22 protein-coding genes are annotated in these 23,198 nt (G+C 68.6%); 11 read left to right on the top strand and 11 right to left on the bottom strand.

The window, feature by feature from the left end:
* Window positions 1-160 precede the first annotated feature (160 nt).
* From clpX to AB0M14_RS07405, 3 genes are all read left to right on the top strand, one after another.
* Window positions 161-1,441 (top strand): ATP-dependent Clp protease ATP-binding subunit ClpX, encoded by a 1,281-nt coding sequence (clpX, locus tag AB0M14_RS07415; protein ID WP_364989939.1) that lies wholly within the window; start codon window positions 161-163, stop codon window positions 1,439-1,441.
* 32 nt (window positions 1,442-1,473) lie between these two features.
* On the top strand, window positions 1,474-1,803 hold the full coding sequence (locus AB0M14_RS07410; protein ID WP_364989936.1) for a hypothetical protein: 330 nt from the start codon (window positions 1,474-1,476) through the stop codon (window positions 1,801-1,803).
* A 179-nt stretch (window positions 1,804-1,982) separates the two neighbouring features.
* Window positions 1,983-2,375, top strand: coding sequence for an STAS domain-containing protein (locus tag AB0M14_RS07405; RefSeq protein WP_364989934.1), 393 nt, complete (start codon window positions 1,983-1,985; stop codon window positions 2,373-2,375).
* Window positions 2,376-2,459: 84 nt separating this feature from the next.
* Here the strand turns inward: AB0M14_RS07405 and AB0M14_RS07400 are convergent, their stop codons facing one another.
* Together AB0M14_RS07400 and AB0M14_RS07395 are read right to left on the bottom strand one after the other, a co-directional pair.
* Entirely contained in the window at window positions 2,460-2,837 is a 378-nt protein-coding gene (locus AB0M14_RS07400; RefSeq protein ID WP_364989931.1) for a nuclear transport factor 2 family protein, read from the bottom strand.
* Between the two features lie 310 nt (window positions 2,838-3,147).
* Window positions 3,148-3,759 (bottom strand): dihydrofolate reductase family protein, encoded by a 612-nt coding sequence (locus AB0M14_RS07395; RefSeq protein WP_364989929.1) that lies wholly within the window; start codon window positions 3,757-3,759, stop codon window positions 3,148-3,150.
* A 196-nt stretch (window positions 3,760-3,955) separates the two neighbouring features.
* Here AB0M14_RS07395 and mihF point away from each other — a divergent pair, with 196 nt between their 5' ends.
* Window positions 3,956-4,270 carry an integration host factor, actinobacterial type gene (gene mihF / locus AB0M14_RS07390; protein WP_194819046.1) on the top strand — a complete coding sequence of 105 codons (315 nt, stop codon included), beginning with the start codon at window positions 3,956-3,958 and terminating at the stop codon, window positions 4,268-4,270.
* Window positions 4,271-4,307: 37 nt separating this feature from the next.
* Entirely contained in the window at window positions 4,308-4,712 is a 405-nt protein-coding gene (locus AB0M14_RS07385) for an NUDIX domain-containing protein (protein ID WP_364989927.1), read from the top strand.
* Window positions 4,713-4,770: 58 nt separating this feature from the next.
* On the opposite strand, the gene AB0M14_RS07380 is transcribed toward AB0M14_RS07385, so the two are convergent.
* The 4 genes from AB0M14_RS07380 to AB0M14_RS07365 form a co-directional block, all read right to left on the bottom strand.
* The gene (locus AB0M14_RS07380) at window positions 4,771-5,304 is read right to left on the bottom strand and encodes a hypothetical protein (protein ID WP_364989925.1); all 534 of its coding nucleotides are present in this window, start codon (window positions 5,302-5,304) and stop codon (window positions 4,771-4,773) included.
* 73 nt (window positions 5,305-5,377) lie between these two features.
* A complete protein-coding gene (fdhD, locus tag AB0M14_RS07375) occupies window positions 5,378-6,199 on the bottom strand; it encodes a formate dehydrogenase accessory sulfurtransferase FdhD (RefSeq protein ID WP_364989923.1) in 822 nt (273 codons plus the stop codon).
* A complete protein-coding gene (locus AB0M14_RS07370; RefSeq protein ID WP_364989920.1) occupies window positions 6,196-8,505 on the bottom strand; it encodes an FdhF/YdeP family oxidoreductase in 2,310 nt (769 codons plus the stop codon). Before AB0M14_RS07370 ends, fdhD begins: the two co-directional genes overlap by 4 nt.
* A gap of 47 nt (window positions 8,506-8,552) precedes the next feature.
* A complete protein-coding gene (locus tag AB0M14_RS07365) occupies window positions 8,553-9,842 on the bottom strand; it encodes an FHA domain-containing protein (protein ID WP_364989916.1) in 1,290 nt (429 codons plus the stop codon).
* Window positions 9,843-10,280: 438 nt separating this feature from the next.
* On the opposite strand from AB0M14_RS07365, the gene AB0M14_RS07360 reads away from it, so the two are divergent.
* Window positions 10,281-10,946, top strand: a complete 666-nt coding sequence (locus AB0M14_RS07360; RefSeq protein ID WP_364989914.1) for a TetR/AcrR family transcriptional regulator — start codon at window positions 10,281-10,283, stop codon at window positions 10,944-10,946.
* A 19-nt stretch (window positions 10,947-10,965) separates the two neighbouring features.
* Window positions 10,966-11,493, top strand: coding sequence for a GNAT family N-acetyltransferase (locus tag AB0M14_RS07355; RefSeq protein ID WP_364989911.1), 528 nt, complete (start codon window positions 10,966-10,968; stop codon window positions 11,491-11,493).
* 776 nt (window positions 11,494-12,269) lie between these two features.
* Here AB0M14_RS07355 and AB0M14_RS07350 read toward each other — a convergent pair.
* Together AB0M14_RS07350 and AB0M14_RS07345 are read right to left on the bottom strand one after the other, a co-directional pair.
* Window positions 12,270-13,817 carry a glycerol-3-phosphate dehydrogenase/oxidase gene (locus AB0M14_RS07350; RefSeq protein ID WP_364989909.1) on the bottom strand — a complete coding sequence of 516 codons (1,548 nt, stop codon included), beginning with the start codon at window positions 13,815-13,817 and terminating at the stop codon, window positions 12,270-12,272.
* Between the two features lie 217 nt (window positions 13,818-14,034).
* On the bottom strand, window positions 14,035-14,634 hold the full coding sequence (locus AB0M14_RS07345) for a helix-turn-helix domain-containing protein (RefSeq protein ID WP_364989907.1): 600 nt from the start codon (window positions 14,632-14,634) through the stop codon (window positions 14,035-14,037).
* Window positions 14,635-14,754: 120 nt separating this feature from the next.
* Between AB0M14_RS07345 and AB0M14_RS07340 the strand changes: the two genes are divergently transcribed.
* Both AB0M14_RS07340 and AB0M14_RS07335 read left to right on the top strand, forming a co-directional pair.
* On the top strand, window positions 14,755-16,329 hold the full coding sequence (locus AB0M14_RS07340) for an FAD-binding oxidoreductase (protein ID WP_364991393.1): 1,575 nt from the start codon (window positions 14,755-14,757) through the stop codon (window positions 16,327-16,329).
* Window positions 16,329-17,279 (top strand): YegS/Rv2252/BmrU family lipid kinase, encoded by a 951-nt coding sequence (locus tag AB0M14_RS07335; protein WP_364989902.1) that lies wholly within the window; start codon window positions 16,329-16,331, stop codon window positions 17,277-17,279. Before AB0M14_RS07340 ends, AB0M14_RS07335 begins: the two co-directional genes overlap by 1 nt.
* A gap of 4 nt (window positions 17,280-17,283) precedes the next feature.
* Here the strand turns inward: AB0M14_RS07335 and AB0M14_RS07330 are convergent, their stop codons facing one another.
* The 3 genes from AB0M14_RS07330 to AB0M14_RS07320 all read right to left on the bottom strand — a co-directional run bounded on the left by AB0M14_RS07330 (window position 17,284) and on the right by AB0M14_RS07320 (window position 19,232).
* Window positions 17,284-17,721 (bottom strand): GNAT family N-acetyltransferase, encoded by a 438-nt coding sequence (locus AB0M14_RS07330; RefSeq protein ID WP_364989897.1) that lies wholly within the window; start codon window positions 17,719-17,721, stop codon window positions 17,284-17,286.
* 77 nt (window positions 17,722-17,798) lie between these two features.
* A complete protein-coding gene (locus AB0M14_RS07325; RefSeq protein WP_364989894.1) occupies window positions 17,799-18,482 on the bottom strand; it encodes an AAA family ATPase in 684 nt (227 codons plus the stop codon).
* Between the two features lie 156 nt (window positions 18,483-18,638).
* Complete coding sequence (locus AB0M14_RS07320; RefSeq protein WP_364989891.1) at window positions 18,639-19,232, bottom strand: XRE family transcriptional regulator; 594 nt, start codon at window positions 19,230-19,232, stop codon at window positions 18,639-18,641.
* 154 nt (window positions 19,233-19,386) lie between these two features.
* Between AB0M14_RS07320 and AB0M14_RS07315 the strand changes: the two genes are divergently transcribed.
* Entirely contained in the window at window positions 19,387-20,325 is a 939-nt protein-coding gene (locus AB0M14_RS07315; protein WP_364989888.1) for an NAD(P)/FAD-dependent oxidoreductase, read from the top strand.
* A gap of 171 nt (window positions 20,326-20,496) precedes the next feature.
* Window positions 20,497-23,169: a valine--tRNA ligase gene (locus tag AB0M14_RS07310; protein WP_364989884.1), complete on the top strand. Its 2,673-nt coding sequence runs from the start codon at window positions 20,497-20,499 to the stop codon at window positions 23,167-23,169.
* Window positions 23,170-23,198 lie beyond the last annotated feature (29 nt).

Here is a 23,198-nt window from a genome sequence, read left to right as displayed (position 1 = left end):
TCACCGGGTACGGTCGAGCTAGGGACCTTTGCTCCCGGTTGACGGCTCGGCTCGACCCGCGCGAAATGCTCGAAGTGTTCGTGATTACACGCGAGTGTGGCGGATAGCTGGCAACCTGGACAGACGGTTGCACGCGGACAAGGAAGTAGGGACCCACGAGATGGCGCGCATCGGAGATGGCGGCGATCTGCTCAAGTGCTCGTTCTGCGGAAAGAGCCAGAAGCAGGTCAAGAAGCTCATTGCGGGACCAGGGGTGTACATCTGCGACGAGTGCATCGACCTCTGCAACGAGATCATCGAAGAAGAGCTGGCGGAGTCCAGCGAGGTCAAACTCGATGAGCTGCCCAAGCCGGCCGAGATCCGGGATTTCCTGGAGAACTACGTCATCGGTCAGGACACCGCCAAGCGCACCCTCGCCGTGGCCGTCTACAACCATTACAAGCGCATCCAGGCGGGCGACAAGAGCCGCGACAGCCGGGGTGAGATGGTCGAGCTGGCCAAGTCCAACATCCTGATGCTGGGCCCCACCGGCTGCGGTAAGACCTACCTCGCGCAGACCCTCGCCAAGATGCTGAACGTGCCGTTCGCCATCGCCGACGCCACCGCGCTCACCGAGGCTGGCTACGTCGGCGAGGATGTCGAGAACATCCTGCTCAAGCTGATCCAGGCCGCCGATTACGACGTCAAGCGCGCCGAGACGGGCATCATCTACATCGACGAGGTCGACAAGATCGCCCGCAAGAGCGAGAACCCCTCGATCACCCGTGACGTCTCCGGTGAGGGCGTGCAGCAGGCGCTGCTGAAGATCCTGGAGGGCACCCAGGCCTCGGTGCCGCCGCAGGGTGGCCGCAAGCACCCGCACCAGGAATTCATCCAGATCGACACCACCAACGTGCTGTTCATCGTGGCGGGCGCGTTCGCGGGCCTGGAGAAGATCGTCTCCGAGCGCACCGGCCATCGCGGTATCGGCTTCGGCTCCGACGTGCGGTCCAAGGCCGAGGTCGACACCATGGACCACTTCGCCGAGGTGATGCCGGAGGATCTGATCAAGTTCGGCTTGATCCCCGAGTTCATCGGCCGCCTCCCGGTCGTCGCCTCGGTGACCAACCTGGACAAGGAATCCCTGGTCAAGATCCTCTCCGAGCCGAAGAACGCGCTCGTGAAGCAGTACATTCGCCTGTTCGAAATGGACGGCGTCGACCTGGAGTTCACCCAGGACGCGCTGGAGGCGATCGCCGATCAGGCCATCCTGCGCGGCACCGGCGCCCGCGGCCTGCGCGCCATCATGGAGGAAGTCCTGCTGCCGGTGATGTACGACATCCCCAGCCGCGACGACGTCGCCAAGGTGGTCGTCAACGCCGACACGGTCACCGAGAACGTGCTCCCCACCATCGTCCCGCGCAAGGCGCAGCGCACCGAGCGGCGCGAGAAGTCGGCGTAGCACTTACTCGGAGATCGTCGGGGGAGAGTTACATGCAACCGCAGCCGCAGCTGCAGTCCGTGGCTGGCCCGCTGCGTCCTTTGGACGTGCGGGCCATCCTCAGCGGCAGCGTCGATATGCGTACCTATGAGCACAAACATCTCTTGGTGTTCGCGTTGATGGCCGAGAAGGGCATGAAATTCAACGTCAGCGAGTTCTTTCAGCCCGATCACGGCGGGAATCTCGCCATGCTGACCAGCTGTGTCGAGTGGCTCGACGAGCACTTCGGGTTCGAACTGGTCAATGTTTTCAGCAGGGAGTCGTCTGTGGCGACCAGCGGTGGGATCTGGTATTGCCACTACGCGATGCTGCGCCGCCGGTGATTGTCGCAATGTCATCGTGACAACTAGGTGTACAGACCTGTCTGTTGGGGTACACCGGAATCAGGGTTGAGCAGCCAGCCCAGTCTCGAGCCACATTGCTCGCGGCGAAACATTCTCGCCGGCAACGGGTTCATTCGATGAGACCGCAGGTTGCCGAGCGCGACAGGACCGGGGTTCCCATGTCCACCGTCATTGCCACCCAGATCACTGCCACGCCGACCAAGCGGTGTACTGCCACGCCGCAGCGCTCTGATCCCGCGGATCGGCTCAGGGTCTCGATCACTCAGCCCAGTAAATCCGTCACCTTGTGCGCCGTCGCGGGGGAGGTCGACCAGTTCACCGCCGAGCATTTCCGGCGTGCGGTCATCGGCTGTCTGAACACCGCCGCGCCCGCCGTGGTCGTCGATCTCTCCCAGATCACGTTCTTCGGCGTCGCCGGACTGCGTGTGCTCACCGAGGCCCGCGAGTGGGTCGGGCATACCGGGCGCACGCTACGCCTGATCACCGGTCCGCGCTGCGTCGACCGGCTGCTCGAGCTGGCCTCCGGGACAACCGCTTTCGATATCGCCTAGCTGCCACGGCGGCGGGCGGACCGGGCCTCCAGACCCGGGTCCCGGTTCACCCGCCGCGCTCCGCCTACAGCGCCCTCAACCACATCAGTTGGGGGCGCTACTCATGTCTTCCTGGCTCCAGTAGGCGCGCATCCGGATGATCTTGCCCGCGTCGTCGAACTCCATCACGTCGATGGGGGCGAGGGTGAACTTCTGGTCACCGAACTTGGTGACGAGCGAGAACATGAAGGCCGCGTGATTGCCGGCGATCCGGACCGTCTCCGCGTGCAGCTCGGTGGCCCGGTCCAGGTTGGCGATCACGTCGTAGAACTCGCGGATCGCGTCGTGGCCCTGCCGGGGCTCGGTGCCGATCGGGTCCTCCACTGTCGCATCGGGGGCGTAGAGCTGCACGATGTCTTCGGTCGGCCCGGAACCGACCAGCTTCACGTACTGCTCGACCACATTGCGGATCTGCTCTGTCATGGAAACCCCTAGCGGATTGGAACGTGTTTCAATTCGGAGGGTAACAGCCGGGGATACGGTCGAGCGGGCGGATCTCACCAGGCGGGTCGCCCGGGCGGGGTGCGGCGCCGACGACCCGGACTTCCTGGCTGTGGCAATTACTGCGAGCTGCTGTGGACCGGTGACGACCGCTGTGGGTCGCGCCCGGGATGGGGAGCGTCTTTGCTCCCCCTGGTTCGCCGTTGAACCTTTGTCCTGTGCAGGTCTTTACGTACATTCTGTCGGCCCGCTGTGGCCCGCCGTTACGGCCCGGGGGCGGTCCGCCTGCGAGTCATTCGCCGATGGTTCCGTACTCGGGCCGGCCCGCGCGTTCGTAGCTGCTGATGACCACGCCGGTCGAGGTGGCGCGGGTGCCCGCGAGCCGGAAATTGGTGGGCTGGGCGTCTGGAGTGAACAGGCGCTTTCCGGTCCCGAGCAGCACCGGGAAAGTGAGGAGATGGAGGGTGTCGATCAGGTCGTGTGCGAACAGCGTTTGCGCCAGATTGCCGCTGCCGTGCACCTGGAGTTCGCGACCCGGTCGTTCCTTGAGCGCGGTGACTTCCTTGACGATATCGCCTTGCAGCAGTTCGGTTCCCGACCAGTCGGCATGTTCAAGTGTCGACGTAGCAACGTATTTCGGCAGATCGTTGAGACGCGCGGCGATCGGATCGGCCGGATCATTGTGCAGCGGCCAGTAACTCGCGAAGATGTCGTAGGTGCGCCGGCCCAGCAGGAAGGCGTCGGCCTGGTCGAACACCTCGGTCATGAACGCGCCGAAGGCTTCGTCGTCGAAGGGAGCCGACCACCCGCCGTGCGTGAATCCGGCACTGGTATCTTCCTCCGGACCGCCGGGCGCCTGGTACACACCGTCGATGGTGACGAACTGGGTGAATGAAAGACGCATGTTCCGTATTCCTTTCGTCCGTTTCGCCCGTTATTCACGGGCGGTACACCAGTTCTGACGCCGCGACACGAGAAAACTCATCGCTACCTTTACGCGGTGTGTCGCGATGGAACACCCAGGTACGTGCTGTTTACTCGGTCCGGTCAACCAGATGTTCGATCCAGATGTTCGAGTGACGAGTGAAAGCGGAGGAGTTATGGCACTGCCCACGATGACCGCCGAGCAGCGCACCGAGGCGTTGGCCAAAGCGGCCGCGGTGCGCAAGGCGCGCTCCGAACTGATCGGCAAGGTGAAGGCTGGCAAGGTCTCGGTCGCGGAACTGCTGAAGAAGGCAGAGACCGATGATCTGGTGAAGAAGACGAAGGTCGCGGCCGTGATCAAGGCGCTTCCTGGTGTCGGACCGGTCAAGGCCGCCAAGCTGATGGACCAGGCCGAGATCCCGGAGGACCGGCGCATCGGTGGACTGGGCGCCCGCCAGCGGGCCGCACTGCTGGACGCGCTCGAGGCCTGAGTTCCAACAGGTTTCGGCACGTCGTAGGCTGCTGGACATGGAACGAACGCTCACGTCCGTTGCTTGGTTGTGTGTCGAGGATGGCAGGCTGCTCGCGGTCCGCACGCAGGGCCGCGACGCCTTCTATCTCCCCGGCGGCAAACCGGAGCCGGGGGAAACCCTGGCGCGAGCGCTCGTCCGTGAAGTCCGCGAGGAAGTCGGCGTGCAGCTGTCCGAACACGCCATCACACCCGAGGTGACCATTACGGCTCCGGCCCATGGTCGCCCCGGCACCCTCGTCGAAATGCATTGTTTCCGCGCACCGGGGCAGGGAGTTCCCGCACCGGCCGCGGAGATCGCCGAAATGGCTTGGCTCGGACCGGAAGACGGCCACCTGTGCGCTCCGGCCGTGGTGCGGGCGCTAGGCCATCTCACCACGGTCCGAGGCTGGGACTGGGCCTGAATCCACTCCCACTGTGCACGCCCCGCGGCCTTCCGAAGGCGGTGGGGCGTTCACAGTTTCAGCGCCGCTGGCGGCGTCGGGGGAAGCGGAATTCGATCGGGTCCGGATCAGGGACATGCGGGCCGCGCGGCGGCACCAGGATGCAGGCCAGGCCGAGGCCCAGCAGGGCGAAGACGCTGATCAAGCTGAGGGTGTAGCTGAAAGCGCCGATCTCGGCGGGTTTGTGGGCCGCGTGATAGATCAGGTGCGGCACCGAGAACACCAGCCATCCCAGACCCGCCGCCTGCGCCAGCGCGGGCCCGCCGCGCCACAGCGCGAAGGCCGAGATAGCGCCCATGCCCAGGAAGAAGCCGCCGACATCACCGGCCAGGTGGTGGTTGAACGGGCCGTCGACCGAGACCCACTGCATGCCGAAGCCGGGGAAGCTGGTGTACCAGGATCGCGGCGCGAAGACTGCCCACAGCCCGGTCAGCAGGCCCGTGGCGGCCAGGATGCCCAGCATGATGCGTACCGCCAGCCAGCGGCGGCGATGCTGTTGGAACTGCATCCGGACCCGCACCCCGCCGGATTTGCCCTCTACCCTGATCCGCATCGGTCACTCCATTCCCTGCCGAGGAGATCGGTGCTGTCACCGTAAACCGGCGACACAGGTACCGGCAATAGGCCTAGTGCTGGATCCCGGTGAGGCGGTGCGCGCCGGTGTAGATGTTCATGGTCTCGCCGCGCAGGAAGCCGGCCAGGGTGAGGCCGGATTCGGCGGCCAGATCCACGGCCAGGGAACTCGGGGCAGAGACGGCGCCGAGCATCGGAATGCCCGCCTGCACGGCTTTCTGCACCAGTTCGAAGGAGGCGCGTCCGCTGACGATCAGGATGAGATCGTGTGCGGGAATGCGGTTTTCGCGCAGCGCCCAGCCCAGGACCTTGTCCACCGCGTTGTGCCGGCCGATGTCCTCGCGGATCGCGAGCAGTGCACCGCCGGCGTCGAACAGGCCCGCGGCGTGCAGGCCGCCGGTGGCGTCGAACACCGCCTGCCGCGCCCGCAGCGTGCCCGGCATCGCCGCCAGGGTACCGGCGCCGACGGTCAGCCCGTCGGCCGGGATCGGGTACCTGGTGCGCGCCCGGACGTCGTCGAGGGCGGTCTTACCGCAGAGCCCGCAGGCGCTCGTGGTCAGGAACGCGCGCGGCTGGATCGTTGTGGGTGCGCGCAGTTGGACGTCGAGGACGTTATAGGTGTTCTGCCCGTTCTCGTCGGTGCCCGAGCAGTAGCGCGCGCTGACGATGTCCTCGGCGGTCGCGATGATGTTCTCGCTCAACAGGAATCCGTGCACCAGGTCGATATCGCTGCCGGGGGTGCGCATGGTGACCGTCAAAGACGCTCCGCCGAGCCGGATTTCCAGTGGCTCCTCGACGGCGAGGGTGTCCGGTCGGGTGATCTGCCCGGTGGCGGTGACCCGCAGGGTCGGTCGACGAGCCGTGACACGACTCACGAGCCGGCACCGACGTGCACGTGCGGCTCCAGCCGGATGGTGACGGCCTTGGAGACCGGCGTATTCGACCGTGCCGCAACGTGGTCCAGCGGTATCAGCGGATTGGTCTCGGGGTAGTAGGCGGCGGCGTTGCCGCGCGGGGTCGGATAGGCGACCAGGCGGAAGCCGGTGACGCGGCGTTCGGAGCCGTCGGTCCACTCCGAGACCACATCCACCAGATCGCCATCGACATAGCCGAATTCGGTGATGTCGTCCAGGTGCATGAGCACCACCCGGCGGCCGCCGTGCACGCCGCGGTAGCGGTCGTCGAGGCCGTAGATGGTGGTGTTGTACTGGTCGTGGCTGCGCAAGGTCTGCAGGATCAGCCGGCCCGGCGGGACCTCGAGCCAGCGCAGTTCGTTCACCGCGAAGTTGGCTTTGCCGGTGGCGGTGCGGAATTCGCGGGCATCGCGCGGGGGATGCGGCAGGACGAAGCCATTGCGCTCGCGAACGCGGGTGTTGTAGTCGGCGCAGCCGGGGACTACGCGGGCGATGGCGTCGCGGATCTTGTCGTAGTCGCGGCGGTAATGGTCCCAGGGGACCGGATGGTCCGGCCCGAACAGTTCGAGCGCGAGTTCGCACACGATGCCGACCTCACTGCGCAGGTGCGCGCTGACCGGGGCTAATCGCCCCGTGGATAAGTGCACCATCGACATCGAATCCTCTACCGACACCTGCTGTTTCACGCCGTCGCGGACATCGGCGTCGGTGCGGCCCAGGGTGGGCAGGATGAGGGCGGTGCGGCCGTGCACGACGTGGCTGCGGTTCAGTTTGGTAGACACCTGCACGGTCAGCCCGCAGCCGCGCAGGGCGGCCTCGGTGACCGCGGTGTCGGGGGTGGCGGAGACGAAATTGCCGCCCATGCCGAAGAAGACCTTCGCCCGGCCCGCGCGCATGGCGCGGATCGCGTTGACGGTGTCGAAGCCGTGGGCGCGCGGGCTGGTGATGCCGAATTCGCGATCCAGGGCGTCGAGGAAGGCGTCGGGCACTTTCTCCCAGATGCCCATGGTGCGGTCGCCCTGCACGTTCGAGTGGCCGCGCACCGGGCAGACGCCGGCGCCGGGCTTGCCGATCATGCCGCGCAACAGCAGCAGATTCGTGGCTTCCTCGATGGTGGCGACGCCGTGCGTCTGCTGGGTCAGGCCCATCGCCCAGCAGATGATGATCCGCTCGGAGTGCGCGAGCAGCGCCGCGGTGCGGTCGAGATCGTCGCGGGTGAGTCCGGTCGCCGCCAGCACGGTGCCGAGATCGACTGCGCGGGTATGGGTTTCGTAGGCGTCGAAGCCCGCGCAGTGCGCGTCGACGAACGGGCGGTCCACCACCGTGCCCGGGGCGCGGTCCTCGGCCTCGAACAGCAGGCGGCCCAGGCCCTGGAACAGTGCCATGTCGCCGCCGAGCCGGATCTGCAGGAAGTCGTCGGCGATCTCGACGCCGCCGGTGAAGCCCCGGACGGTCTGCGGATCGCGGAAGCCCAGCAGGCCGGTCTCCGGCAGCGGGTTGACCGCGATCACCTTGGCGCCGCCGGCTTTCGCGCCGGCCAGCGCGCTGAGCATGCGCGGATGGTTGGTGCCCGGGTTCTGGCCCGCCACGATGATCAGATCGGCCTTGCCGAAGTCGTCGATCGATACCGAGCCCTTGCCGATGCCGATGGAACCGCTCAGCGCCGTGCCCGAGGATTCGTGGCACATGTTCGAGCAGTCCGGCAGGTTGTTGGTGCCGAAACTGCGGACCAGCAACTGGTAGAGGAACGCGGTCTCGTTGGCGGTGCGCCCGGAGGTGTAGAACACCGCCTCGTCAGGAGAAGCCAAGGCGCGCAACTCATCCGCGATCAGCCGGTAGGCGTCGGCCCAGTCGATGGGCTGGTAATGGGTGGCGCCGGGGCGCAGCACCATCGGGTGGGTGAGCCGCCCCTGCTGTCCCAGCCAGTAGCCGGACTTGCTCTCCAGTTCGTCGATCGAATGGGTCGCGAAGAACTCCGGGGTGACGGTGCGCAGCGTCGCCTCCTCCGCCACCGCCTTCGCGCCGTTCTCGCAGAACTCGGCGGGGCGGCGATGCCCGGAGGGCTCCGGCCAAGCGCACCCGGGGCAGTCGAAGCCGTGCACCTGGTTGACCCGCGCCAGCGTGCGGGCGGTGCGGACCACGCCCATCTCCTCGATCGACCGCTTGAGCGAGACGGCGACGGCGGTCAGGCCCGCCGCCTGCTGCTTGGGCGGGGTGACGCTCAGAGCCGACTCGTCGATGTCCTGTCTGGGACTGCTGCGGTGCATGGTCGGTATTGTCCTCTCTCACCTGGCGATTCGCCAGCAACCCCCGGTCAGCGTCGCTTCTGCAAGATCTTCGGCACCGCCGATCGGCGTTCGGCGGGTCGATAGGTCACCACGCGCTCGCCGATCCGGATGCTCCAGCCCGGCGGGAGCTCGGTGGCCGAGGTGCCGATCCGCGTCCACTTCTCGGCGCCCGGCGCGGCGATGAACGTACCCGCCGGGGTGGCGGCGTCCCGGACGAAGACCTTGCCGCGTTCCGGGGTGACGTAGGCGTGCACCCGGGAAACGTGCCGGTCGCGCGGGACCTGCAGCGGGGCCGCGGCGGCGGTGCGGACCGAGTCGTCGGCCGACGGGCTGCGGCCGAGGACGTAGGCGCGATCCAACGGGAACGCGGTGTCCCCGAAGACGAGCGCGCCGGTGTTCGCGCCCCGGGAATCCGGGGCGGTAGCGGGCGGATGCGGCGCCTCGGGGGTCGGATTCTTTTGCAGTACAACCGGTTCTGGATCCGGGACCTGGGACCAGGCCTGCGGCATGGCTTCCGTGCCGGCCGGTTCGGCGCGCCCGCCCTGAGATTTGGCGGTGGGGCCCTCGGAGTCGGTGACGCGGCGCGGCTGCGCGGGTTTGCCGGTGGCCGGGGACTGGGTGGTTTCCGCGCGCTCCCGGCCCGAGGTTTCCGTGCGCTCCCGGCTGGAAGTTTCCGTGCGCTCGCGGCTGGAGGTTTGCGTGCGCTCGCGGCTGGAGGTCTCTGAGCGGTCCGGCACGGTGGGTTCATCGAGGGCGTCGAATCCCGCGGGCATGGTCTGGGCGGGCTGGGCGGTTTGCGCGGCCTCGGGCTTCGTGGTGGCCCGCTGGGCGGGTCGCTTCCCGGCGCGCCGCAGCCCGATCCGGAACTCGAACCCGCCGCCCGGCACGATCCCGTCGCGCAGGTTCGAGCGCGGATGCGCCGGCATCTCGATGTTGCCGCTCACGCTGATCCGGCGCACCGGCTCGCGCACGATCTCGTCGACCCAGGTGAACGCACGGGCGCCCGATAGTCGCCGGGTCCCCTCCGCGCCTTGGATTTCGGCGATCAGCGGGCCGCGCAAAAGAATCACGGTCCCGTCGGACGTCGGTGCGACCAGTCCGAACGGCGGCGGCTCCGAACCGCCGACGAAGATGACCGACGCCAGCCGCTGCACGATCGCCGCGCCGGGGTGGTCACCGTCGGCGACGGCTTCGATCGCGCCGAGAATCCGTTCGGTAGCGGCGGTTTCGCCGCCGAGATAGATGACGACCTCGCCGAAGCGCGCGATGAGACCTTCGCCCGGCGCGATCCCTACGGTCGACGGGTTCTTGACCACCCGCGCCTCCTTCCGAGCACCTGCCTGCGGCTCGCTGATGCGCGAGCCGCTGCATGAGCGGCGGATTCGTGGCCACACTCGCTCATACCGGCGTCCAGCATAGGTTGTCCAGCGAGGCGGTATCCGGAGCGCGGATCGCCGCAGGACGGGCCCGGACTGGTTCGGGTTCGCGCCGTGCGGTGCGGATTCGGCGGGCTCGGGTTCCGCTGGCCCGGCCGCTGCGCCGCTGCCTGCGGTGATGAGGATCATCAGGCCACAGCGAAGGTATCGAGGTGCTCCAGCACCCATTGCTCGAACCGGTGGCCACGGGTGCCGGTGCCGGCTTCGCCGGTGTTTGGAAAGGGGGCTGGGCATGCCGTGGTGGCCGGCCGGGGCGATGCTCGGTGCGAACGGTGTTCGTGTCAAACGTCGTTCGCCGGATGCGTATGCTCAGGTGTCATGGGTGCCCCCGTCAGTCGCCGTGCCCGTCCGGCGAAAGCGCCGCTCAGCCGCGAGGTCATCGTCGAAACCGGCCTCCGGATCCTCGATGGCGAAGGTTTGCCGGCGCTCACCATGCGCCGGGTCGCCCAGGATCTCGACACCGGCGCGGCTTCGCTCTACGTCTACGTCGCCAATCGCGACGACCTGATGGCGGCGATGCTGGACCACGTGCTCGGCACTGTTCCGGAACCCGAGGGCGGGACGTGGCGGCAGCGGCTGGAGACGCTGATCGAGTCCGCGGTGACAGTCATGAGCAGGCACGAGGGCCTGGCGTTGGTGGCGCTCGGCTCGATACCCACCAGCCCGAACGCGCTCGCGCTGATCGAGCGCATGCTGACGCTGCTCGGCGAAGGCGGCCTGGACCCGCGCACCAACTCCTGGGCCGTCGACCTGATCTACCTCCACATCACCGCGCAAGCCGCCGAACAGAGCGCCTACAACGTGAAGGGCGGCACCACCGAAGGCAATATCGCTGCCGCCCAGCGGAAATTGGACGAACTACCCGCCGACCGCTATCCGATGATCGTCGGCCTGCGTGAACACCTTCTCTACGGCGGAGACGCCCGCGAAGGGTGGGCGTTGCGGGTGCTGATCAACGGAATACTCGCGACGCCCGCCGGGTGAAACCATGCCAGGATCGGTGATGCGAAAGATCAGGCGGGCGACCGAGGCCGACCTGCCGGTACTGCAGGACATCGAACGTGCCGCGGGAAAACCGTTCGCGGACATAGGAATGCAGTCCGTCGCCGACGACGACCCGCCACCTCTGCCGACGCTGCGCGAATTCCAGCGCGCCGGTCGAGCCTGGGTCCGGCCCGACGACACCGATACCCCCATCGCCTACCTGGTACTGGGCCTCGTCGACGACAACGCTCACATCGACCAGGTCTCGGTAGACCCCGAGTACATCGGTCACCGCATCGGCAAGAGCCTCATCGATCACGCCGTCACCTGGTCGAAAGCCGAAGGCCTGCAAGCGATCACCCTCACCACTTTCACCGAGGTCCCCTGGAACGGCCCCTACTACGAACGCCTCGGCTTCCGCTACCTCACCCTCGGTCAGGAAACTCCTGGCCTCCGCGACCTCCGCGCCGCCGAATCCGCCCACGGCCTGGACCGCTGGCCCCGAGCCTGCATGCGCGCCGAACTAGCCGACTGGCGCTACGACTGACAGGACGGTGCAGCGTGTGCGCCGTAGGGACCCACCGACCGGGTCATTACCTGTCACGAGATCCGTCACCTGCTACCTCAACCTCAGCCAGGAAACCCCTGGCCTCCGCGACCTCCGCGCCGCCGAATCCGCCCACGGCCTGGACCGCTGGCCCCGAGCCTGCATGCGCGCCGAACTGGCCGACTGGCGCTACGACTGACAGCATCGAACTACGATGCCCGGCAACCACATCCGTTGCAGCAGCCCCGTCGAAGGGCCCAGCCGCACTTGGCCGCAGGCCCCGTGGGTGTCGCGCCGACGGTGCGGCGCGTGTGCCGTAACGACTGGATGCGCGACGGCTCGAAGGGCCGTGTCGTCGGCGGAAACCCACCTACCGGGCTGACACGAGATACGCCACCTGCCGCGACCGCTGGTCCACGCACGATGCCGCGGGTGTGCGTCGCGGCCGAACTGGCCGACTGGCGCTACGACTGACAGGGCGGTGCAGCGTGTGCGCCGTAGCGACCCACCGACCGGGTCATCGCCTGATACGAGATGCGTCACCTGCCGCGACGGCTGGTCCATGCACGGCGTCGCGGGTGTGCGCCGCGTCGGACAGTGCCTATGGTCCGGACATTTGGCTGGTATCACTTGCTCAGCGACGAGGTCCTGTCGAACACCGCTGTGGCGCGGGTGCTCTGCGGGTCCCGCGCGCGGTGCGGTGAGTGACGCTGCGACTGCGACTGCGACTGCGACTGCGACTGAGGGTGTGGGCGTTGGGCGTTGGGCGTGACGGGTTAGGGGATGGTGGTAGTGCAGGCGGCGGTGGCGGCGGGGAGGGCGGCGTCGCGGGCTTCCGGGATCAGGCCGATGCGGGTGCGGCGGTCGAGGAGGTCGTCGGGGGTGAGGGCGCCTTCGTGGGTTACGGCGAAGGTGAATTCGGCTGTGGTGACGTCGATTCCGGGAGCGACCAGGGTCTGCGCCGCGGGGTTGCCCGCGGCGAGGACGGTGGGTGCTTCGTTGCCGTAACGTTCGACCAGGAGTTGGGGGGCGGCGATGCGGTCGCGGGCGGCGCCGGAGACCGCGCCGACCAGGGGCAGATTTTTGGTGCGGCAGGGGGCGGCGGTCAAGGTGGCCGCGGTGATCGCGGCGTCGACGGCGTCCTCTGCCATTTGGCGGTAGGTGGTCAGTTTGCCGCCGACGATGGTGATGACGCCATTGGGGGAGTGCAGGACGGCGTGCCGGCGGGAGATGTCGGCGGTGCTGCCGTCGCCGGTCTTCAGGAGGGGGCGCAGGCCGGCGTAGGAGCCGCGGATGTCGGCGCGGGTCAGCGGTTCACGCAGGGCGGTGTTGATGGTGTCGAGGAGGAAGTCGATTTCGGAGTCGGTGGGCCGCGGTTCGTCGGGGACCGGGCCGGGGGCGTCCTCGTCGGTGAGGCCGAGGTAGACGCGGCCGTGGGCGGCCGGGAAGGCAAAGACGAAGCGGCTGGTGGAACCCGGGACCGGTACCGTCAGCGAGGCGGTCAGACCGCCGAAGGATTCGGCGTCGAAGACCAGGTGGGTGCCGCGGCTGGGGCGCAGTTCGATGCTGGGGTCGACCTGGTCGGCCCACACACCGGTGGCGTTCAGTACAGCGCGCGGCCGAACCTGCAAGGTCTCGCCGCTGAGGGTGTCGCGCAGGGTGGCCGAATTGCCGCTCACATCAAGGGCTTCCACGCGGGTGAGCACGGTCGCACCCTGCTCCGCCGCCGTGCGAGCCAAGGCGACCACCAGGCGGGCGTCGTCGACGAGCTGACCGTCCCACGCCTGCAAGCCGCCGCTCAAGCCTTCCCGGCGCACCGTCGGGGCCAAGCGCAGCGCCTCGGCGGCGGCGATCCGGCGCGAGCGGGGGAGCAGCGCGGGTGGTGTTCCGGCGCTGCGCCGCAACACATCTCCCGCCACGAACCCAGCGCGAATCAAGGCGCGCTGGGCCGCGCCGATACCCGGCAGCAGCGGCACCACCTGCGGCAGCGGGCGCACCAGATGCGGAGCTGTTGTCCGGAGCAGGATTCCGCGCTCCACGGCACTCTCGTGCGCGATCCCGACCTGCCCGCTCGCGAGGTACCGCAGGCCACCGTGCACCAGCTTCGAACTCCACCGGCTGGTCCCGAACGCCAGGTCATGCCGCTCCACCAGCACCGTCCGCAGCCCGCGCGCCGCCGCGTCCAGCGCGGCCCCGGTCCCGGTGACACCCCCGCCGATCACCAGCAGATCGATCTCACCCGCGTCTCCGAGCTCCTGAAGCTCGCGCGCCCGCCGGACGGCATTCAGCGCCGAGTCCCCGGTCCTGCCTGAATTCGCAGCCATCACAGTGCCTTTCCAGTGAGTAGTTCACGTCGCTGTGCCGAGCAGTTCGAGTGCGCGCAGGTACGACGGGGGATTGTCGGTGTCGTGGGCGGTGCACTCCGGTCGCCGGGCGACGAGATTCGTTGATCGTGCCGAGCCGGGCGGCCTGCCGAGGCGTTCGTCCGGGCGTAGTTCCAGCGCGCCGCGGTAGGAGGAGGCATGACACCGGCTGACAGCGTCATGCTTCGGACACGGGTCGCAGGTAGCCGTCGATGGCGTTGGCCAGTTCGGTGTCGAGGTCGGGGCCGGCGAGCAGGGGCTCGACGGTGCCGGCGGATTGCACCGCGGACTGGGAGATCAGCAGGAGCATGGTGGCGAGCTGATCGGGGTCCCCGGTGCGGATGGACCCGTCGTGCTGTCCGTCGCGGATGCCCGCGGCGAACAGGGTGATGAGGCTGCGCTGGTTGCGGCCCAGGCGGCCGAAGACGTAGGTGAGCATGAGGTCGGTGTCGGTGCGGAAGATCTTGCCGAACAGCGGGTTCGAACGAATCTGGGCGGCGCCGGTGACGATGCCCCGCACCAGCCGGGCGCGTCCGGTGCCCGCGCTGGGCATGGCGGAGGCGAGAACGGTGCGGAGTTCGCGCACCAGCAGCTCGGCGACCAGTGCGCCGGTGTCGGGCCAGCGGCGGTAGACGGTGGGCCGGCTGACCCCGGCGCGCCGCGCCACCTCGGTGAGGGTGGTGCGGCGGACGCCGAATTCCTCGACGCAGGCGCGGGCGGCCTCGAAGATCGCGAGGTCGATGGCGGAAAGTTCGGGCTCGGTGTCGTGCTCAGGCATGTGTCTCCTCGTTACTGCTTGACACTCTATGTCAAACTGTAACGCATGGTCGATACGCAGCGGTCCGAAGCGGAGTCCGAACCCGTCCCAAACCCGGGCGAGGCGGCGATAGCAGCGAGTATGGTGTGGGACGCCTGGGGTATTCCGGCCGGACAACAGCCACTTTCGGCGCAGATCCGGGGCCTGCTGGCGCAGGTGTTCGGAGTCTCCGGTGACCCGGTAGCGCGCCGCGATGAGGGCGACGTGCCCCTCCGCGAGTCGGCCCTGACGCCGGCGCAGCGGAGCGGGTTGGTCGCGGTGGTCGGCGCGGCCAATGTGTCGTCCGACCATCACGATCGCCTGCTGCGTGCGGGCGGCAAAAGCACCCCCGATCTGCTGCGCCGCCGCGTCGACGGCCCGCAGGACGCCCCCGATGCGGTGGTCTTCCCCGCCGACCACGATCAGGTCCTCGCGGTCCTGGCGTACTGCGCGAGCCATGAGATCGCGGTCGTCCCGTTCGGCGGCGGCACCAGCGTCGTCGGCGGCGTCGACCCGGTGCGCGGCCGTTTCGCCACCGTCATCGCGCTGGACTTGCGGCGACTGACCGCGGTCTCGGAGGTCGATCCGATCAGCGGCACCGCCACCCTCGGCGCGGGTCTCACCGGCCCGCAGGCGGAGGAACTGCTCGGCGCGCACGGCCTTTCGATCGGGCACTTCCCGCAGAGTTTCGAATTCGCCAGCATCGGCGGGTTCGCGGCCACCCGGTCCTCCGGGCAGGCCTCGGCCGGCTACGGCCGCTTCGACGATATGGTCCAGCGGCTGAAAATCGCCACACCCATGGGGACTCTGGCGCTGGGCCGGGCCCCGGCCTCGGCCGCCGGACCGGACCTGCGCGAACTGTTCGTCGGCTCCGAGGGCACCCTCGGCGTGATCACCGAGGTGACCCTGCGGGTGCATCCGAAGCCGGAAACCATTGCCTACCAAGCCTGGTCGTTCCCGGACTTCGGCACCGGCGCCGCCGCGCTGCGCGGCGTCGTCCAGGCCGGCGCCGCCCCGACCGTGCTGCGCCTGTCCGACGAGGCGGAGACCGGGCTGAACCTGGCGCGCTCGGGCGATATCGGGGGCAACGCCGTCACCGGCTGCCTGGCCATCACGACCTTCGAAGGCACCCGGGCCCACGTCGAGGCGCGCTCCGCCGAGGCGTATGCCCTGCTCACCGCGGCGGGTGGGGTCGCACTCGGCGACCAGCCCGCCCAGGAGTGGGAGCACGGCCGCTTCAAGGCTCCGTACATGCGCGACGCCCTGCTCGACGTCGGCGTGCTGTGCGAAACCCTGGAAACCGCGACCACCTGGTCCAACCTGGCCGAGCTCAAGGCGAAGGTGACTGCGGCGCTGACGGATTCGCTCACCGCACAGGGCACCCCGGCCCTGGTCATGTGCCACATCTCGCACACCTACCCGACCGGCGCCTCGCTGTACTTCACCGTCGTCGCCAAGCAGCTCGACGACCCGATCGCCCAATGGGGTATCGCGAAACAGGCGGCGGGCGATGCGATCATGGCCGCCGGCGGCACCATCACCCACCATCACGCGGTCGGCACCGACCACCGCCAGTGGATCCCGAGCGAGGTCGGCGATCTCGGCGTGCGCGTATTACAGGCCGTGAAAAAGGAATTGGATCCCGCGGGCATCCTCAACCCTGGAAAACTGATCTGATGACATCGGCGTCACCCCTTACCTCGGCTCTCGTCGTCACCAACCGGCTCTCCGGGCTGGGCAAAGGTCACGACGTCGCGACCGCCGCCATCGCCCGGCTCGCCGAGCGCGGCGTCGAGGTCACCGAGATCCGCGCCCCCTCGGCGGCGGAATCGGTACGCCTGGTGCGGGATTCGCTCAGCGCGACGCAGACCCGGCCGGACGCCGTCATCTGCGTCGGCGGCGACGGTCTGATGAACGTGATGCTGGAAGCCGTTGCGCAGACCGGTGTTCCGCTCGGCCTGGTGCCCAGCGGCACCGGCAACGATCTGGCCCGCGCGCTCGGCGTCCCCACCGACGACCCGGCGGCGGCGGCCGACGTGGCGGTGGCGGGCAAGACGCGCGTCCTGGATCTCGGCCGCATCGAAGCGCCCGGCGCGGCCCCGATGTGGTTCGCGACTATCACCGGAACCGGTTTCGACGCGCGAGTGACCTTGCGCGCCAACGATATGCGCTGGCCCAAGGGCCCGCTGCGGTACACCTTCGCGGCGCTGGCGGAGCTCACCGGCGGGCTCTCGGTGCCGTACCGGATCGAGTTGTCGGGCGTCGCGCCCGGCGCCCTGGACAATCCGGCGGGCGACGCCGTCATCGAAACCGACGCGGTCATGGTCGCCATCGGCAACACCCGCACCTACGGCGGCGGCATGCTGATCTGCCCCGACGCCGAACCCGACGACGGCCTGCTGGACATCACCGTTGTCGGCGCGGTCCCGCGCCTGGAAATGCTCAAACTGCTCCCGGCCCTGTCGGCCGGCAAGCGGATCGATCACCCGGCGACCACCCAATATCGGGTCGCGGCAGTCACCCTGACCGCCGCGGGCGCTCCGGCGACCGCCGACGGTGAACCGGCGGGCACCCTCCCGATCACGCTGCGGGCGGTTCCGGACGCCTTGACGGTGCTGGTGCCCTGAGCGATTACACCGCAACCGAGAAATGGTGCGAGGTGATCGCCAGGTGATGCCGCATGTACAGGCGGTGTGCGGGAGCCCGGTCGAGGGCGACCCCGGAGTCGAGGTGCACCGCCTCGCATCCGAGTCGCCGGGCCTCCTCCCGCACCCAGCTCAGCAGCAGATCGGCATGGCCACGGCCGCGCGCGGTCGGCAGGGTCGACAGGTCGTCGACGTAGAGAAAATGCCCCCACGCGGTGTTCCACGCTTCCCGGAAACCGATCACCGACACCGCGGATTCGGTCTCGCCGTCGAAGATTCCGGCGATCCGGTAGCCGGCCGGGCGCAACCGGTCATCGATCAGCGCCACCAGCGCTTCCGGCGTCTCCCACCGGGGGCGCAGCTCCAGCATCGCCGCCGCGGCGAGCCCGGTCCGTCCTGCCGGCAGCTCACGAATTTCGGTCATACCCCGACGCTAGCAACGTGCAGGCAAGCACCCCAGAGCCAATTCCCCCCGAATCGAGTGGTCCACTCGGCCCCCGATCAGTGGTCGAACGCGACCCGGTCCAGATGGTTGATGGTGCTGCGATCGACGAGCACGACGGAGCTGGACGACCGGACCGGCGGGCGCGGCTCGGCGGCGGTCATCCTGTCGGTCAGCCGGGCCCAGCGGCGGCAGTGCAGCGTGAAGAAGAAGCCGTTGACCCGCCGTCCGCGCGCGTACTGGCCCGCCCGGGCCACCGTCGGGGGCACGTCGAGCATGACGAGGTGCAGTTCCCGCCCGTAGCGCACGGTCCAGCGCGCGATCATCCGCCGCGCCCAGCCGAAGGTGGCGCAGTCGTGGATCACGACCGGCCCGCGCGCGTCCCGCAACGCCGCCCGGATACCGGCGTAGTGCGCGACGTGCACCACCGGCCGCCACAACGGGTAGGGGAGCCAGCCGAGCTTGTGCCGCAATCGATTTCGCGTGTGCTGGGAGTCCAGCACCAGGGAGCCCGCCGGACCGCGCGGCGGCTCCTCGAGCTCCGGGGTCGCGCCGAAGAACATCCGTAGCGCCGTGCTCTTGCCCGCTCCGGGCACGCCCGCGAAGATCAGCGCGGACGTTGCGGGGTAACGCAACTCGTCGATCGCGGCGCCGCGCAGGTCGTGGATCGCGTCCGGCGTCAGGGCGCGCACGGACACGGTTCGGTACCCGGGGCCGGGGTAGTGCGGCGCCGCGGAGTGCATCGGTAGAGCGTCGAGCGGGGGGTTCACCCCTCCTAGCGTTCACCAGTCCGCCACGGTTCGGCAACCGGGAAAACCCTGAATTTCCACCGGATTTGCCCCGATGGCCACCCGAATAGCGGCCCGACCAGCCGGTTTGGTCGACCGATGTGGACGGCGTCACGACTGCGTTTTGCTCTTCGGCCGGGCCCGCACGTGCATCCGTTCGCCCTGACTGCCGAACAGACTCAGGATCTCGACCGGGCCCCGCCCGGCGCTGCCGAACCAATGTGGTTGGCGGGTATCGAATTCCGCGGTCTCGCCCGGCCCGAGAATGAGATCGTGCTCGGCCAGGATCAACCGCAGCTGCCCCGAGAGCACGTAGAGCCACTCGTGGCCCTCGTGTACCCGCGGATCCGGCTCGCTGCGCTCCGCCGGGATGATCATCTTGTAGGCCTGCAACGGACCGGGCTGCTTGGTCAGCGGCAGCACCGTGGTGCCGTTCACCTTGCGCACGGTGGGGTGCACGCGCGGGTCGGCGATTTTCGGCGCGGCCACCAGCTCGTCCAGCGGCACCTGCAACGCCATCGCGACCGGAAGCAGCAGCTCCAGGCTGGCCTTGCGCTGCCCCGATTCCAGGCGCGAGAGAGTGCTCTTGGAGATCCCCGTGGCCTCGGCCAGCGCCGTCAGGGTGAGGTCACGGTGGGTGCGCAGCGCCTTGAGCCGAGGTCCGATGCCGGCCAGGGTGCCTGCGATTCCGGGCTGATTCCGCATGACTCCAGTGCACACCCAGATTCCGAGACTGGCAACCTTCGTTGCCGTTACCGGGACGACCGCCCGCGGAGCCGCGATCGCTTCCCGGAAATAGCAACGATTGTTGCCGGGATCGCACTACGGCGGCAACCTGGTTCGCGGAGGTGATCGTCGAATGAACGATACGTATGACGTGGTGATTGTCGGTGGCGGCGCGGCCGGACTGTCGGCGGCGCTGGTGCTGACCAGGGCGCGGCGGCGAGTGGCGGTGGTGCGCGGCGGACCGCCCCGCAACGCGCCCGCCGAGCACATGCACGGGTTCCTGTCCCGGGACGGGATGCCGCCCGCCGAGTTGCTGGCCGCCGGCGCCGCGGAAGTGGCGGGGTACGGCGGCGAACTCCTCGACGACGAGGTGATCGGGGCCGAAAGCGGCGCGGGCGCGGCCGGATTCACCCTCCGGCTGGCCGGCGGGCGGGTGCTCCGGGCGCGCCGGGTGCTGGTCGCCACCGGGCTGCGCGACGACCTGCCCGACCTGTCCGGCGTCCGCGAGCGGTGGGGCCGGGACGTGCTGCACTGCCCGTACTGCCACGGCTACGAGGTCCGGGACCAGCCGATCGCCGTCCTCGGCGGCACCGATCGCGGCGCCACGGCCCGGGCCGTGCACGTCGCGCTGCTGGTGCGGCAGTGGTCCGCCGATGTGATCTTGTTCGCCAACGGCATGACCCTGTCGGAGGAGGACCGCGTCCGGCTCGACGCCCGGGGCGTGCGCGTCGTCGAGGGCGAGGTGGCCCGCCTCGTCGTGGACGGCACGCTGCGCGGGGTGGAGCTGGCCGACGGCAGCGCGATCCCGCGGGCCGCGATCTTCGTCGCGCCGGACTTCGTGCCCCAGGCCGCGGTGCTGCGGGAACTCGGTTGCGACTTCGACGAGAACGGCTGGGTGGTGGTCGACCGCTTCGGGCGCACGAGTGTGCCGGGCGTCTCGGCGGCCGGCAATGTCGTCGATCCGAGTGCCCAGGTCATCGTCGCCGCGGGCGCGGGTTCGGCTGCCGCCATGACGCTCAACGGCGATCTGGTGACGGCGGACACTCAGCTTCTGGTGGACGCGAGAATCTGAGAATTACTTATGGATTCGGGGCCGGACCTCGGATCGCCGGTAAGCTCACTGTTGTAGGCGAAGTCTTCGGTGTCCCTCATCCACCGAAGACTTCGCCTTCTGTATGTCCGCCGAACGCGCCCCGGGCGGGCGCGGGCAATGCGCTCCCGCGTCGGCTACTAGAATGCCTGGGTGACCAGCGCAGCCTCTGATAAGCCGAATCGTGCCGACCTCCTCCCCAAGAGCTGGGACCCCAGCCAGGTAGAGAGCGGGATGTACGAGCGCTGGGTAGCCGCTGGATATTTCGCCGCCGACCCGGCCAGCGACAAGCCGCCGTACTCGATCGTGCTGCCGCCGCCGAACGTCACCGGCAGCCTGCACATGGGCCATGCCCTGGATCACACGATCATGGACACCCTCTCGCGCCGCAAGCGCATGCAGGGCTATGAGGTGCTGTGGCTGCCGGGCATGGATCACGCGGGCATCGCGACCCAGACCGTGGTGGAGAAGCAACTCGCCGTCGACGGCAAGACCAAAGAAGATTTCGGCCGCGAGCTGTTCATCGACAAGGTCTGGGACTGGAAGCGCGAATCCGGCGGCCAGATCCAGTGGCAGATGCGCCACCTCGGCGACGGCGTGGACTGGGACCGGGATCGCTTCACCATGGACGAGGGTCTCTCGCGCGCCGTGCAGACCATGTTCAAACGGCTCTTCGACGCGGGCCTGATCTATCGGGCCGAGCGCCTGGTGAACTGGTCGCCGGTGCTGAAGACCGGCATCTCCGATCTCGAGGTCGACTACAAGGACGTCGAGGGCGAGCTCGTCTCGCTGCGCTACGGCTCGCTCGACGACGCTGAACCGCATGTGATCGTCGCCACCACCCGGGTCGAGACCATGCTCGGCGACACCGCGGTCGCGGTGCATCCCGAGGACGAGCGCTACCAGGCGCTCATCGGCAGCACCCTTTACCACCCGATCACCGGCCGCCAGATCCCGATCGTCGCCGACGACTACGTCGACCCCGAATTCGGTTCCGGCGCGGTCAAGATCACCCCCGCGCACGACCCCAACGACTTCGAGCTGGGCCTGCGGCACAACCTGCCGATGCCGACGATCATGGACGAGACCGGCAAGATCGCCGGTAGCGGAACCGAATTCGACGGCATGGACCGCTTCGAGGCGCGCGAGAAGATCCGCCTGCGCCTGGAAGCCGAGGGCCGGGTCGTCGCGCGCAAGCATCCGTACGTGCACAGCGTCGGCCACTCCGAGCGCTCCGGCGAGCCGATCGAGCCGCGGCTGTCCATGCAGTGGTGGGTGAAGGTGGAGACCCTCGCCAAGGCCGCCGGTGACGCGGTCCGCAACGGTGAGGTGAAGATTCACCCCACCAGCCAGGAGCCGCGCTGGTTCGAGTGGGTCGACAACATGCACGACTGGTGCATCTCGCGCCAGCTGTGGTGGGGCCACCGCATCCCGATCTGGTACGGCCCGGAAGGCGAGATCGTCTGCGTCGGCCCGGACGAGACCGCGCCGGAAGGCTTCGTGCAGGACCACGATGTGCTCGACACCTGGTTCTCCTCGGGCCTGTGGCCGTTCTCCACCATGGGCTGGCCCGACGCCACCCCGGAGCTGCGGAAGTTCTATCCCACAAGCGTTCTCGTGACCGGTTACGACATCCTGTTCTTCTGGGTGGCCCGGATGATGATGTTCGGCATGTACGTCTCCGGCGACTCGGTGCTGACCGCGGGCAAGCCGGAGAAGCAGGTGCCGTTCCAGGATGTGTTCCTGCACGGCCTGATTCGCGATCAGTTCGGCAAGAAGATGTCCAAGTCGCGCGGCAACGGCATCGACCCGCTGGACTGGATCACCGAATACGGCGCGGACGCAACCCGATTCACGCTCGCCCGGGGCGCGCAGCCGGGCGGTGACCTCTCCGTCGGCACCCCGCACGTGACGGCCTCGCGCAGCTTCGTCACGAAGTTGTTCAACGCCACCAAGTTCGCGCTGATGAACGGCGCCGAGCCGGGCGTGCTGCCCGCCCGCGAGACGCTCACCGACGCCGACCGCTGGATCCTCGACCGCCTGGACGAGGTTGTCGCGGAAACGGATTCGACGCTGGACCGCTACGAGTTCAACAAGGCGTTCGAGGGCCTGTACCACTTCGCCTGGGACGAATTGTGCGACTGGTACCTGGAATTGGCCAAGGTGCAGTTCACCGAGTCGGAGGAACGTGCCGCCAGTACCCGGGTCGTGCTCGGCAACGTGCTGGATTCGCTGCTGCGCCTGCTGCATCCGGCGATCCCGTTCGTCACCGAATCGCTCTGGCAGGCGCTCACCGGCGGTGAGTCCATCGTGATCTCCGCCTGGCCCACGGTGTCCGGCGTCCCCGCCGACGCGGTCTCCGATCGCCGCATCGCCGACACCCAGCGCTTGATCACCGAGATCCGCCGCTTCCGCAGCGATCAGGGCCTGGCCGACAAGCAGAAGGTGGCGGCCAAGCTGATCGGCCTGGACGCCGCGGACCTGGCCGCCCAGCACGCCTCGGTGGCGAACCTGGCCCGCCTGACCGAACCGGGCGCGGACTTCGCGGCCACCGCGTCGCTGGAGATCCGCCTCAGCACCGGCACCGTCACCGTCGAACTCGACACCTCCGGCTCCATCGACCTCGACGCCGAACGCCGGCGCTTGGCCAAGGACCTGGCCGCCGCCGAGAAGGAACTGGCCCAGACCACCGCCAAACTCGGCAACGAGGCCTTCCTGGCCAAGGCGCCGGAGAACGTCGTCGACAAGATCAAGGGCCGACGCGATGTCGCCGCCGCCGAAGTGGACCGGATCAAGGCTCGCCTCGCCGAACTGGAGGGCAAGTGACGGACGAGTTCGACGACATCGACAACCCG

The sequence above is a fragment of the Nocardia sp. NPDC051832 genome, from assembly GCF_040681285.1.
Classification (GTDB): Bacteria; Actinomycetota; Actinomycetes; order Mycobacteriales; family Mycobacteriaceae; genus Nocardia.
This window is presented reverse-complemented; position numbering and strand designations above follow the sequence as displayed.